The organism is Mycobacterium sp. GA-1841 (assembly GCF_001954135.1).
Lineage (GTDB): Bacteria > Actinomycetota > Actinomycetes > Mycobacteriales > Mycobacteriaceae > Mycobacterium.
The window spans coordinates 1-13074 of the sequence record NZ_MBEQ01000075.1; the positions used below are offsets into that span (position 1 = coordinate 1).

The 13074-nt window shown below is 67.8% G+C and carries 9 protein-coding genes and 1 tRNA gene; 4 read left to right on the forward strand and 6 right to left on the reverse strand.

Annotation, left to right across the window (positions count from 1 at the left end):
* Window positions 1-268: 268 nt before the first annotated feature.
* Window positions 269-1915 carry a hypothetical protein gene (locus A5740_RS18615; protein ID WP_076196402.1) on the reverse strand — a complete coding sequence of 549 codons (1647 nt, stop codon included), beginning with the start codon at window positions 1913-1915 and terminating at the stop codon, window positions 269-271.
* A gap of 197 nt (window positions 1916-2112) precedes the next feature.
* Here A5740_RS18615 and A5740_RS18620 point away from each other — a divergent pair, with 197 nt between their 5' ends.
* Complete coding sequence (locus A5740_RS18620) at window positions 2113-3948, forward strand: hypothetical protein (RefSeq protein ID WP_254849246.1); 1836 nt, start codon at window positions 2113-2115, stop codon at window positions 3946-3948.
* A 57-nt stretch (window positions 3949-4005) separates the two neighbouring features.
* Here the strand turns inward: A5740_RS18620 and A5740_RS18625 are convergent, their stop codons facing one another.
* Window positions 4006-6726, reverse strand: coding sequence for an HAD-IC family P-type ATPase (locus tag A5740_RS18625; RefSeq protein WP_076196406.1), 2721 nt, complete (start codon window positions 6724-6726; stop codon window positions 4006-4008).
* A gap of 111 nt (window positions 6727-6837) precedes the next feature.
* Here A5740_RS18625 and A5740_RS18630 point away from each other — a divergent pair, with 111 nt between their 5' ends.
* Window positions 6838-7062: a hypothetical protein gene (locus A5740_RS18630; protein ID WP_076196408.1), complete on the forward strand. Its 225-nt coding sequence runs from the start codon at window positions 6838-6840 to the stop codon at window positions 7060-7062.
* Between the two features lie 25 nt (window positions 7063-7087).
* Here A5740_RS18630 and A5740_RS18635 read toward each other — a convergent pair whose 3' ends face one another.
* Window positions 7088-8296 carry an RtcB family protein gene (locus A5740_RS18635; RefSeq protein WP_076196410.1) on the reverse strand — a complete coding sequence of 403 codons (1209 nt, stop codon included), beginning with the start codon at window positions 8294-8296 and terminating at the stop codon, window positions 7088-7090.
* A gap of 174 nt (window positions 8297-8470) precedes the next feature.
* Here A5740_RS18635 and A5740_RS18640 point away from each other — a divergent pair, with 174 nt between their 5' ends.
* A complete protein-coding gene (locus tag A5740_RS18640) occupies window positions 8471-9766 on the forward strand; it encodes an NAD(P)-binding domain-containing protein (protein WP_076196412.1) in 1296 nt (431 codons plus the stop codon).
* Window positions 9767-9829: 63 nt separating this feature from the next.
* On the opposite strand, the gene A5740_RS18645 is transcribed toward A5740_RS18640, so the two are convergent.
* A tRNA-Tyr gene (locus A5740_RS18645) sits at window positions 9830-9912 on the reverse strand.
* A 107-nt stretch (window positions 9913-10019) separates the two neighbouring features.
* Here A5740_RS18645 and A5740_RS18650 point away from each other — a divergent pair.
* Window positions 10020-10511, forward strand: coding sequence for a YajQ family cyclic di-GMP-binding protein (locus A5740_RS18650; RefSeq protein WP_076196414.1), 492 nt, complete (start codon window positions 10020-10022; stop codon window positions 10509-10511).
* A 51-nt stretch (window positions 10512-10562) separates the two neighbouring features.
* Here A5740_RS18650 and A5740_RS18655 read toward each other — a convergent pair whose 3' ends face one another.
* Window positions 10563-11732, reverse strand: a complete 1170-nt coding sequence (locus A5740_RS18655) for an MFS transporter (RefSeq protein WP_076196416.1) — start codon at window positions 11730-11732, stop codon at window positions 10563-10565.
* Complete coding sequence (locus A5740_RS18660; protein WP_076196418.1) at window positions 11729-13066, reverse strand: LLM class flavin-dependent oxidoreductase; 1338 nt, start codon at window positions 13064-13066, stop codon at window positions 11729-11731. The genes A5740_RS18655 and A5740_RS18660 overlap by 4 nt, the downstream gene beginning before the upstream one ends.
* Window positions 13067-13074: the final 8 nt, after the last annotated feature.

The window sequence follows — 13074 nt, forward strand, 5'->3', positions numbered from 1 at the left end:
AGCGCTCAAGTGGCGCAAGTAATCAATGCCGGCGTGATGATTGGTGCCTGTGGTGCCCATGTGGCGATAGTCGCTGAAAAGTCGCTATTAGGCGGGCACGTCGGATCCCCGGCCGAGAGCTGTGATTGGTGTGACCAGAGTGTCTCGCAATTGTGTTTTCTCGAAACGAAGCGTTAAACAGATGGCAAAAGCGCTTCAGCGAAAATTCAAGACCCGACGTCAATTCTTTTCGGCCCAGGCGCCGGCACTGTCGGGCGCTTTTATCTGGCTATCTCGGCGTCGGGGGGTGCTGCGGACGGCGTTGGATCCGCAGCGCTGTCGTCGGCACCTGAAGATCGGTCGTCGGTGGCGCGGTCAGCACGGTCGTCGAATCCTCTTTGAGCCGGACGATTCTCGGCACCGATGCGGCGCGGGGCTGCCGCACGATGGTCGGCGGGGCGGACGGTTCGACGGGAGGCTGCGACGGCGTGGATGGGGTGACCGGCTGGGCGGAACGGCTTTCGCGGCGCGCCAGATAGCCGATCAACGGTCCGGTGAACACCATGACCGCCAGGACCAGCAGACTCAGCACACAGACCGCGACATCGAACGTACTGGTGATCTGCTGGGCCAAGTTGTTGCCGTAGATGGCGTCCGGTGCCGGCCCGGCATACCGCGGCGCCAGAGCCACGCCGATCGCGATGTTGGCGACGGTGAAGACGAACAACACCGCGCTGAACGCGGCCGCCACCGTCGTCGAGGTCACCCCGTTACCGAGCTGTCGATGCAGCCACCGCGCGACCAACCCGGTGACGAGGTTGAACACCGTCATCGCCACGGTGTCGTAGAGGGCGCGGGGAAGGTCGAGCGACCACGCGATCAGGAAGTCGACGACCCGCAGCGTCGCCGCGGCGAACGCCCAGAAGGCAATGAGCGTCAAGCATTTCTGCGCCGCGCCGCGGTAGGCGCCGATGGTCGGCGGCTTGATCAGGAACACCGCGTACAACGTCGTCGGTGCCACGATGGCCGCCGCGGCAGCCCAGGCCAGATAGCCCTCGTAACCCACGGCCGCGGTCGAGGTGTTCTGTGCGATGCCATGGAAGGCGTCGATGTCACGACCGATGCCGGCCAGCCACACCAGAGTCGACGCGATCGCGCCCGAGACGCCGATGGCCGTCGTCGCCAACCGCGCCGCCCCGGTCCGCTCGGTCAACCAGCGCGACGCGAGCACCAGGGCGATCATCGCCTCGGCGCCGTAGAGCAGCGTGGTCACGACGACCGCGATGTCGTGACCCCCGAAGTCGCCCTGGGTGACGAACAGGTACCGCAACCGCCAGTAGAAGTTGAAGGCGACGGACAGTGTCGCCAGCGCGATCGACAGGAAACCGATCACCCGCGCGACCGTGTACCAGCGCCGGAACCTGTTGTCCTCGACCGTGATCGACGTGATGGGCGGCTGCCCTGCCAGCAGTGCACCCGCCACGCCGAGCAACATGCCCGGCCCGACTCCCGGCGGTACCGCCCCGGTGCCGCCGCCGCGCACCGTCTGCACGACGTGGTAACCCACGAAGACCGCGACCACGACGAGGTAGGCAGCGCTGAGCGCCAGGCGAATCCGACTGGTGCGCCGGACGTCGGATCGCTGCTCCCCCAGCCGGAACGGCCCGACATGTGGGGCCAGGGCGGCCACGATCGCCAGCAGTGTGACGACGGCCAGTAAGGCGAAGGTCGACCCGGTGCTGCCGGCCACACCGAGCCCGAATTCCAGGTTCCACGGCAGCAGCAGCGCCACCACCAGCAGTAACACCGCCAAGCCATCGCGCATCCGGTTGGCCCGGATGGGCACATAGCCGACCCGCGGGGAACGCGCCACGACCGGCGCGGCCATCGTCTCCACCGCGACGGTGGCGGACGCGTCGTAACGCTCGTCGCTCACGTACCGATTCCTCTCTAGGAGTGACACCGCAGGGGCTCCAACCAGCGTGCTCACTTTTGCTCCGACGCACAAGCAGCGCTGGCAGCCGAGGCAGTTCGGTCCCCAAGGCCCGCCACGACTGTGCGGTAGCTTGGAAAGTCCGTCGGGGCGCGCAGGTCAACCATGAAGCGGACAACCATGAAGCAAGGAGTGGAGCCGTGGACGTAGTCCTCGGGGTGGCGGTCACCGGGCGTGTGGCGCGCTTGGCGATGATCGGCTCGCCTGCGAGTGGCGGTCAGGTTCTTGATCAGTACGCGCTCGACCTGCCCGACGATCTGATTGCCGAGATGTCGGAGCTGGCCGAGACCATCATCGGCACCCACCGCGCGGTGGCCGAATCCGGCAACCAGGTGGCCGCGACGCGACTGTGCGTGCCCGACCCCTCGGCAGCCGACACCCTGCGGCAGACCGTGCTCGACGGCGGCGTGCCGAACGTCGAGGTGGTCACCGAAGCCGAGGCCGCCGCGGCCCTGGCTCGCAGTGTCGGCGCGGACGCCGCCCTGTTGCTGGCCGATGACGACACCGTGTCGCTGACGACGGTCGGCCAGGAAACCGACGCACCCGCATCGACTTCGACGTTGGCCACCGCGCCGATCGGCTCCGCCGGGATCGCGGCCGCCTGCGCCGCGGTGCTGCGGCGGGTGCCCGCCGATGAAGTCCCCGGTCGGGTGGTTCTGGTCGGCCAGCGACTCGACCTGGATTCGGTTGCCGCAGAGCTTCGCTCGACGGCTCCGGTCGAGGTGCCGCCGGATGCGGGATATGCGATCGCCCGTGGCGCGGCCCAGCTGGTCGGCGACATCGCGCCGGCCGGTGCGGCGACACAGATGGCGCCCGCGGTCTTGGAGGCCACGCAGATGGCGCCGTCGGTGGAGGCCACCCAGATGGCCCCGGCCGCCGAGGCCACGCAGATGGCACCCGTTCCCGCTGCGGACTCTGCCGCGGTGGGACCGGATCTGGCCTACTCACAAGAAACCGACGCCGAGCCGTGGGCCGACGAGATGCCGATGGACGCGGTCGGTGAGTTCGTGCCCGAACAGGATCAGGATCCCGACTACACGACGGTCATCGCACCACCACCGCCGCGGATGCTGCTGATGGGCAGCGCCTTGGCGTTCGTCGTGGTCGCCTTCGCCACCTTGGCCGTCACCGTCGCAATCAACGTCCGTCCCGCGGCCGATGTGCGGGCACAACCCGCCCCCACCGAGCAGTCCGACACCGTGCCCGGCCGCTACCTGCCCCCGGTTCCTCATGAGCCGGACCCAGTGGCCCTGCCCGTCGCGGTGCTGACGCCGCCTCCCGCAGCGCCGGCGGCACCCCAGGTGCGCCAGGCCCCGGTAAGCCCGCCCGCCAACCAGGCCCCGGCGGTCGCACCGCCGGCGGCGCCTGCGGTGCCGGCTCCCCCGCCTGTCCAGATTTCGCCCGGGCCGGTTCCGGTTCCGATCCCCGTGCCCCTACCCGTGCCGGTCCCGCTGCCGCCGGTCGTCTGGCCCACGTTGCCGACGTGGTCGCCGACCACCCCACCCACGTCCACGACGAACCCGCCGACCACCACCACAGCGCCGCCCACCACGACTACCGCGCCGCCGACGACGACCACTGCACCGCCGACCACGACAGCGCCGCCCACCACCACGGCGCCGCCGACGACCACCGCACCGCCGACTACGTCCGTCCCGCCGGTGCGGACCACGGAACCACCCATCGAGGTTCCGACGCACACCGTGCCGACGTACACAGCACCGGTCGAACAACCGGAGGCCCCGGCCACGCAGGCCCCGGCCGAGACGCTGTATCCGCAGTACCCGTCCGGCGGCTCGTCGGGTAGTGGGTCATCGGGCAGCGGTTCCGCGTCGGGTGGTTCGTCGGGCGGTTCGTCGAGTGGCGGGTCATCCAGCGGTGGCCTGTTCGGCGGCTCGGAGCGCGGCAGCGGCTCCGGCAGCGGTGGTAGCCGCTCCGGCGGTTCGCCGGTGACGACGATGCCTGCCAGCCCGTAACCGTTTGCGCTGCAGCTTCTCAGCAGTCGTGGGTGGGACGGGGCAACGTCGGCCGCCTCACCTCACCAACTCGGGCATGAATCTGCGTCCCACCCACTTCGCCGTCTCGACGGTCAGAAAGATCGCGATCGACAACGCGATGGCGACCGACCACCCTCGGAAGGTAATGGGGGCGGAGTGGAACCACGTGTGCATGAATGGTGCGTAGGTGAAGACCAACTGCAGGGCGATCATGGCGCCGGCCATCCACCACACCCATGGATTTCCCCGGAACACCTTCGGTCGCAGGCTCGAGGCGGCGACGAACCGGCAGTTCAGTAGGTAGGCCAGCTGGCCCAGCGCCAACATGTTCACCGCGGCGGTCTGGGCCACCGCCAGCGGATAGCCGCCGGCCCGGGCCACGAAGAACTCAGCCAGGGTGGCGCCGGCGACCAGGACTGACACCAGAGAGATCATCGCGACGTCGGCTCGATTCACCAGCGCCTGCTTCGGGGTGCGGGGCGGCCGCTGCATCAGCCCGTCCTCGGCCTTCTCGAACACCAGCGCCAGCGACAGCGTGACGGACGTGACCATGTTGACCCACAGGATTTGCACCGGCTGCAACGGCAGCGCGAACCCGGCCAGGATCGCGACGAGGATGATCAGCGATTGCGCGCCGTTGGTGGGCAGCATGAACAGCACGGATTTCCTGATGTTGTCGTAGATCCGCCGGCCCTCTTCGACCGCCCGCTCGATGGTCGCGAAGTTGTCGTCGGCCAGGACGATCCCGGCCGCCTCCTTGGTGGCCTCGGTGCCTTTGATCCCCATCGCGACGCCGATATCGGCGCGGGTCAACGCCGGTGCGTCGTTGACACCGTCACCGGTCATCGCGACCACTTTGCCCTGGGCTTGCAGGGCACTGACGATGCGCAGCTTGTGTTCCGGGCTGGTGCGGGCGTAGACGTCGACTTCGTCGGCCACCTGCCGCAACCGGGTCTGGCTCATCCCCTCCAGCTCGGCTCCGGTGACGACTCGCGGTGCTTCTCCGGCTTTGATGATGCCCATCTCGCACGCGATGGCCCGCGCGGTTCCGGCATGGTCACCCGTGATCATGGTGACCTGGATGCCGGCGGCATGACAGCTCTCGATGGCCGCGACAGCCTCGGGCCGGGGCGGATCGACGATGCCGACAACGCCGAGAAATTCCAGTCCGTCGTCGATGTCGCCGATGTCCACGGCGTCCGAGCCGGCAGCCGGCAGCCGGGCAGCGGCGAGCACCCGCAGGCCCTGTCCACTGAGCTCGTCGATCCGCGCCTCCCAACGGGCGCGATCGAGAGGCTCAGCGGATGAGCTGCCGGCCTGGGTGGCAGACCGGTCGAGCAACCTGTCCGGCGCCCCCTTGACGTGGAGGTAGCGCTGCCCGCGGGGGGTGTCGTTGAGGGTCACCATGAACTTGTTGGCCGACTCGAACGGCACCACCCCAAGACGCGGCCAGTCCGCATCGTCGATCTGTGCCTTCAGGGTCAACGTGCGCAGCGCCCCCTCGGTCGGTTCGCCCACCACACGCCATTGACCGTCGGCCTCGTCCAGGCGTGCGTCGTTGCAGACGGCCATTGTCGTCAACAGGGCCGCCAGGTCGGGATAGTCGGCCGGCGTGACCGGGGTGCCGTCGAGTTCGATACCGCCTTCGGGCCGATATCCGGTTCCGGTGACGTCGAACCGGTGTCCCGCGGTGACGACGGTGCGGGCGGTCATCTCGTTCTGCGTGAGCGTGCCCGTCTTGTCCGAGCAAATGACGTTGACCGCGCCGAGCGCCTCGACCGCGGGGAGCTTGCGGGTGATCGCGCGCCGGCGGGCCATCTGCTGCACCCCGAGCGCGAGGGTGATGGTGACGACGGCGGGTAACCCCTCCGGGATCGCGGCCACGGCGAAACCTATTGCCGCCGTGATCAGTTCACTCACTGTGAATTGGTGCACCAGTTTGCCGACCACGAGCATCACCGCGGCCGCACCGAGGATGCCCACTGACAATTGCCGGCCGAACCGGGCCAGCTTGCGGGTCAGCGGGGTATCGATGGTTTCTACGTCGGCGATGAGCGTTTGAATCCGGCCGATCTCCGTGTCCGTTCCGGTGGCGGTCACCACGGCGGTGGCCGAGCCCGCGGCCACGATGGTGCCCGAATAGACCATCGACATCCGATCGCCCAGACCGGCGTCCGCGCCCACCTGTGCCACATCCTTCTTGGCCGGTAGCGACTCACCGGTCAGCGCCGACTCCTCCACCCGCAGGTTCGCGACCGTCAGCAGACGCATGTCGGCCGGGATCCGGTCTCCTGAGCCGATACGCACGACGTCGCCCGGCACCAGGGTCTGCGCATCGACTTTCTGCCAGCGGCCGTCACGGCGCACCTGCGCGGTAACCGACAACATGCCGCGGATGCTGTCGAGGGCCCGTTGGGCGCGCCCTTCCTGGATGAAGCCGACCACAGCGTTGACCACCGCGACGGAAACGATGACGGCGCAATCGACCCATTCGTTGAGGATGGCCTTGAGCACACCTGCGGCGATCAGGATGTAGATCAGGACATTGTTGAAGTGCCCGAAGAATCGGAGAATCGCAGGCCGGGCACGCTTTTCGGGAAGTTTGTTCGGACCGTAAGTGGCCAGCCGCTCCCGCGCACTGTCACCATCCAGCCCGTCACTCGAACTGCCCAGAACCTCAAGCACTTCGGCGGCGCTGCGGGAATGCGCAAGCGCGCCGACCAATGCATCCTCTGCCGGGGCGGTGGTTTCCGCCATATTCGGATAGTGCCCGGCGCGGCGCCGACGCGCAAACGGTGGCTCGTTGTCGGGCCGCCGACAGCGGATACCTTGGAGGCTGACGTCCGTTCACCCGAAAGGAACGCCACAGTGGCCAAGAAGCGTTGGAGCGACCTGTCCCCTAGAGCCAAGACGACCGTGATCGCGGTGGCCGCGGTGGACGCCGGACTGCGGGCCTGGGCGCTGCGTGACCTCGCCGGCCGCGATGCGAGCCGGATCAACGGACCGAAATGGTTGTGGGGCACCGCGCTCGGCGTGCTGAGCTCCTCGGGCGTGGTTCCCGTGGTCTATCTGGTCGCCGGGCGTAAGCCCTGAGTCTGCAGCCAATGCAGCCCAGGACCTACGTGCCCTTCACGTTGAGCACCTGACGCAGCTCATGCACGATCTCCACGAGTCCGGCGGCGTCGGCCATGACGACGTCGATGTCCTTGTAGGCGTCCGGGATCTCGTCGACCCATTGCTCGCCGTGGCGGTATTCGATGCCCTGCATGCGCCGCGCGAGGTCGTCGGCGGTGAACCGCCGGCGGGCCTCGTTACGCGAGAACCGGCGCCCGGCACCGTGCGGCGCCGAGCACAGAGCGGCCGGATTTCCCTTGCCGCGCACCACATATGAGCGGGTTCCCATGCTGCCCGGAATCAATCCCACCACCCCGGTGTGCGCGTCGATGGCGCCCTTACGGGTCAGCCACACCTCACGACCACCGTGGTGTTCCTTGCGGGTGTAGTTGTGATGGGTGTTGACCCGCTCGACCTCGAAGTCACCCGCCGTCTGCGGTTGGTCCAGCTGCCCATAGCCCATCCAGGCCGCGAACACCCACATGTAGCGGTCCATCATCTCGGCCCGGTTCTCCAAGGCAAACCGCTGGGCCCAGTTGAGTTCTCGCAGATAATTCGCGAACTCCGGGGTGCCCTGCGGTAAGTAGGCGAGGTCCGGATTGGGCAGTTCGACCCACCACCGCTTCATCAGCTTCTGTGCGATCTTGATGTGCTTCTGGGCGATCTTGTTCCCCACACCCCGGGAGCCGGAGTGCAGGAACAGCCACACCCGGTCGTCTTGGTCCAGGCACAGTTCGATGAAGTGGTTGCCGCCGCCGAGGGAGCCGAGCTGCTCGCGCCACTTGGGCGAATGCGACAGGTCGATCCCGCCGTCCTTGGCCAGGTGTTCGAGGTCGGTGATGCGGCCCGCCGTGAACGGGAACCGGGCAGTCGTGTCGTTGTAGTTGCCCGGTGACAGCGGGATCGCCGTCTCGATCGCGGTACGCAACGCAGCCAGGTCACGCCCCTCGATGTCGGCGGCGCCGAACTCCGTGCGGGCGGCGATCATGCCGCAGCCGATGTCGACGCCGACCGCGGCCGGGATCACGGCGTCGATGGTCGGGATGACGGTGCCGACGGCGGACCCCTTGCCGCTGTGCGCGTCCGGCATCAGCGCGACGTGCGGGTGCACGAACGGCATCGAGGCCGTCTGCCTCGCCTGCTCGATGGTGTTGTCGTCGATGTGGCTGGCGAAATTCACCAAGTTGGACTCGACGACGCGATGCGTGGTCATGACGTCGATTCTCCCGCTGCTGTCGAGTTGATTCTCTGCTGCGGCTCCACATGCGGCTTGTCGCACAGTCCACCCCGCGCTGTGCCAAGAATCACCAGGTCAGCCACCCACACATAATGGATAGATCACCTAAGCTTTTGTTAGCTGAAAACTGTTTAGGTTACGGAGATTTCGATGACTGCCCAGCTGGACGACTTGGATTTGCGCCTCACCGAACTGGCGCCCGGCGCCGACAGCGGTATCGCGCCGCGTGCAGGCGTGGTCGGGCTGGGCATGATCGGCGGCGGCGTGGCGGTGAGCCTCGAGAGCCGCGGCCGCATCCCGGTCGTGCACGACGTGCGGACGGAGGCGGCCGGAGAACTAGGCCTGGCCTTGGCGGTGCCCACCCCGGCGGAGGTGGCCGAGGTCAGTGACGTGGTGCTGATCGCCGTCGTCGACGCCACCCAGGTGCGGGAAGTGCTGCACGGCGACGACGGCGTGCTGGCCGGTTCCCGGCCGGGTGTGATCGTGGTGCTGCTGTCCACCGTCTCGGTGCCCGATGTGCAGGCTTTGGCGCAGGATTGCCGCGCTTACGGAGTAGAACTACTGGACTGCGGTGTGACTCCGGGAGATCAGGCCGCACACAACGGCATGGTGGCCATGGTCGGCGGTGACGACGACACCGTGGCACGCGCCATGCCGGTGCTGGCGGACTTCGCCAAGAAGGTCGTGCACTGCGGACCGCTCGGCGCCGGGATGTCGACGAAGATCGCCCGCAACGTACTGACCTACGGCAGCTGGCGCGCCGCGCACGAGGCCGCCGCGCTGGCCCGCTCGGCCGGTGTGGATCCGGCCACCCTGATCGAGGTCATCGACGAAGCCGACCCGACCGGCGCCACGCCGCTGCTGTGGCTGCGCAACCAGGTCGCCGACCCCGAGCTGGCCGCCGAAGCCGGTCCGCAGGTGCTCCGTCTGATGGACAAAGACCTCAGTGCAGCACAGGAATTGGCCACCGGAAACGGTGTGCCCGTGCCGTTGGTCAACGCTGCGCGCACGCACGGCGACGAGACGCTCGGAATCGTCGCGGACGCACCGCCGGCGACCGACCGGACCTCCCGCGGCCTGCGGACCATGGACGAGGTCTACGGCACCGGACTGGCCGACGCGATGCCCGCCGAACGCAAGCCGGCCCTGGCCATGACCGTCGACCACCTGTTCGGCGAGGTCTGGAACCGGCCGGGGCTGTCGCTGCGGGACCGGCGTCTGGTGGTGCTCGGCGCCACCGCGATGCTGGGCCGTGCCGACCTGATCGAGGTCCAGGTGCGCGGGGCGTTGATCAACGGTGAGCTCACCGAAAGCGAGCTCGACGAGAACGTGCTGCAACTGCACTACTACGCCGGCTGGGGCAACGGCACCGCCGTGCAGGCCGGAGTGAACGCCGCGTTGGCCGGCTGGAAGGACGGGTTCGTCGCTCCCGCCGAGGAGGGCTGACGCAACCCCTCACTCGCCGCGATACAAACAAACAGGCCCCCTCCAAGGAGGGGGCCTGGCTTGTGGCAGATGCAGGATTCGAACCTGCGTAGGCGTAAGCCGACGGATTTACAGTCCGCTCCCATTGGCCGCTCGGGCAATCTGCCTGGTTCGCGCCGCCCCGTCTCCGGTTTGGTGCGACTAGCAGGGTACAACGAGGATGTACCTAAGTTACAAACCGGCAGGACTCACCGAGGGAAGGGAGAGGCATCCAATGGCGGATTCCAGCTTCGACGTCGTCAGCAAGGTCGACCGTCAGGAGGTCGACAACGCGCTCAACCAGGCCGCCAAGGAGCTGTCCACCCGGTTCGACTTCCGCGGCACCGACACCAGCATCGCCTGGAAGGGCGAAGAGGTGATCGAACTCACCTCCAGTACCGAGGAGCGGGTCAAGGCCGCGGTCGACGTGTTCAAGGAGAAATTGGTCCGTCGCGACATCTCGATGAAGGCGTTCGACGCGGGTGAGCCGCAGGCCAGCGGGAAGACCTACAAGGTGACCGGCGACATCAAGCAGGGCATCACCAGCGAGCAGGCCAAGAAGATCACCAAGCTCATCCGCGACGAGGGCCCCAAGGGCGTCAAGGCGCAGATCCAGGGCGACGAGATCCGGGTCAGCTCGAAGAAGCGTGACGACCTGCAAGCCGTCATCTCGTTGCTGAAGGGCGCCGACCTGGACGTGGCGTTGCAGTTCGTCAACTACCGCTGACGCCGAGCGTGAAGAAGATCGCGAGATTCTCGAGGGATCTCGCGATCTTCTTCACGTTGGACGCCACACGGGGATGTAGCGGTGCATGGTGGCGGCCCCGGCGCAGGCCACCGCACCGAGAGCGGCGGCCGCGACACCCAGTGGGGCAACGACTGCCACCCCGCCGACCGACAACGGGCCGAGAAACATCCCGCTGTCGTGCATGAGCCGCCAGGCCGCCAAGAACTCGGCCCGGGTCGCGGCGGGCGCGACATCGGCGCCCAGCGTCATGATCACGCCGTTGCCGAGTCCGTTCCCCACGCCCATCAACACCGCCACCGCCGTCATACCGATCGCCCCGGCGGCGAACGGCAACGCGAACAGCGACGCCCCAATCACGAGCAGTGACGGCACCGCCATCGCACGGCGCCCATAACGATCCATCACCATCCCGGCCGGATACGAGCACAACAGATCGGCCAGCGCACCGATCCCGAACACCACCGACGCCGCCGCCGCGGTCAACCCGATGTGATCGGCCCACAGCGGCAACACCGCGTCCCGCGATGCCCGCGCTGCGCCCATCATCAGCGCGCCCAGCCCGAGGGTGCTCAACAGCCCGCGGTGCGTGCGCACGATCTCGGCCAGCCGTACACCGCCGGGCACCGCTCCCTCGGGACGCGGCGGGTCGGCCAGCCGGGCCATCAGATACCCCGACACCACGATGCCGACCAGTTGCACCAGGAAACCGCCGTGGGTACCGACGGCCAGGATCACCGCGGCTCCGACGAGTGGTCCGATGAAGTAGCCCAACCGCCACGTCAGGGCGAAGGTGGCCATCGCGCGGGCGCGTCGGGCCACGCCGACGGCCTCGGCCAGATAGCTCTGCCGCGCCAAACCCCAGACCGCACTGGCAAACCCGGTCAGCAGCGTGCCGATGCCGAGGACCACCGGAGTCCAGGCGATCAGGGACAACAGCACACCGGCGGTGCCGAGCGAGGATCCGACGATGATCGACCGGCGCTCACCGAACCGGGCCACCATGCGGCCGGCCGGTAGATCACCGAGCACCGCGCCGAGCCCGACGAGCGCGACGATGAAACCAGACGCGGCCACCGAGGCGCCCAGATCCCGTGCAATCAGCGCGATCACGGGTGCGCCGGCGCCCTGACCGATGCCGAAGATCGCGGACGGCAGGAAGACCGTGGTGACGAGGGAGCGGAGCGGGACGCCCTCGCTCACGCGCTGGTTTCGGCCGCCGTCACCGTGTAACGGCTGGGCTGGTGCGTCAAGCCGTAGTGCCCGCGCAGCGTCGTCGCGGTGTAGTCGGTGCGGAACAGTCCGCGCCGCTGCAGGATCGGCACGATCTGCTCGACGAAGTCCTCCAAGCCGCCGGGCAGATACGGCGGCATGATGTTGAAACCGTCGGCGGCGCCCTCGGTGAACCACAGCTCGAGGTCGTCGGCCACCTGCTCGGCGGTGCCGGCGAACGTCCGGTGCCCACGGCCGCCACCGAGTTTGGCGATCAATTGCCGCACGGTCAGCGACTCCCCCGCGGCCAGATCCTTGACCAGTTGGTAGCGACTCTTGTTGCCCTGGATCTGTTCGATGGGCGGCAGCGCGGGCAACGGGGCGTCCAGCGCATGCGCGGTCAGGTCCACCCCGAGCATCTGCGACAGCTGACGCAACGAGTACTCAGGTGAAATCAGATCGGTGAACTGCTGTTCCAACTCCAGCGCGGCGTCTTCGGTGGGACCGATGAACGGCACGATGCCGGGCAGGATCTTGACCTCGTCGGCGCTGCGGCCGAACTTCACCGCGCGAGCCTTGACGTCACGGTAGAACGCCTTGCCGTCGGCAACCGAGCGTTGGGCGGTGAAGATGGCCTCGGCGTAGCGCGCGGCGAAGTCCTTGCCCGATTCCGAGGAGCCGGCCTGCACCAGCAGCGGACGGCCCTGCACCGAGCGCGGCGAGTTCAACGGACCGCGCACCGTGAAGTGCTCGCCGTCGTGGTCGATCGGGTGGACTTGCGCGGTGTCGGCGAAGATACCGGTGGACTCGTCGAGGACGAGCGCGTCGTCCTCCCAGCTGTCCCACAATGCGGTTGCCACGTCGACGAATTCAGCAGCCCGCCGATAGCGTCCGGCGTGGTCGGGGATGCCCTCCACACCGAAGTTGGCCGCCTCGTCCTCACCGGCCGAGGTGACGATGTTCCACCCGGCCCGCCCGCCGCTGATGTGATCCAGCGAGGCGAAACTACGGGCCAGGGTGTAGGGCTCGATGTAGCCGGTGGTCGCGGTGGCGATCAGGCCGACGTGCTCGGTGACGGTGGCCATCGCGGTCAACAGGGTGATGGGTTCGAAGATGGCCTGCGTGTTGTGCTTCACCCGCGGCCCGACCGCCAACCCGTCGGCGAAGAACACCGAGTCGAGCTTGCCATGCTCGGCCAACTGAGCCAGCTGCTGGAAGTGCTTGACGTCGGTCAGGTTTCGCACATCGGTGCGTGGGTGTCGCCATGCGGCTTCGTGGTGGCCGACGCCCATGAGAAAGGCATTGAGATGAAGTTGTCGGGTCATGTGATCGT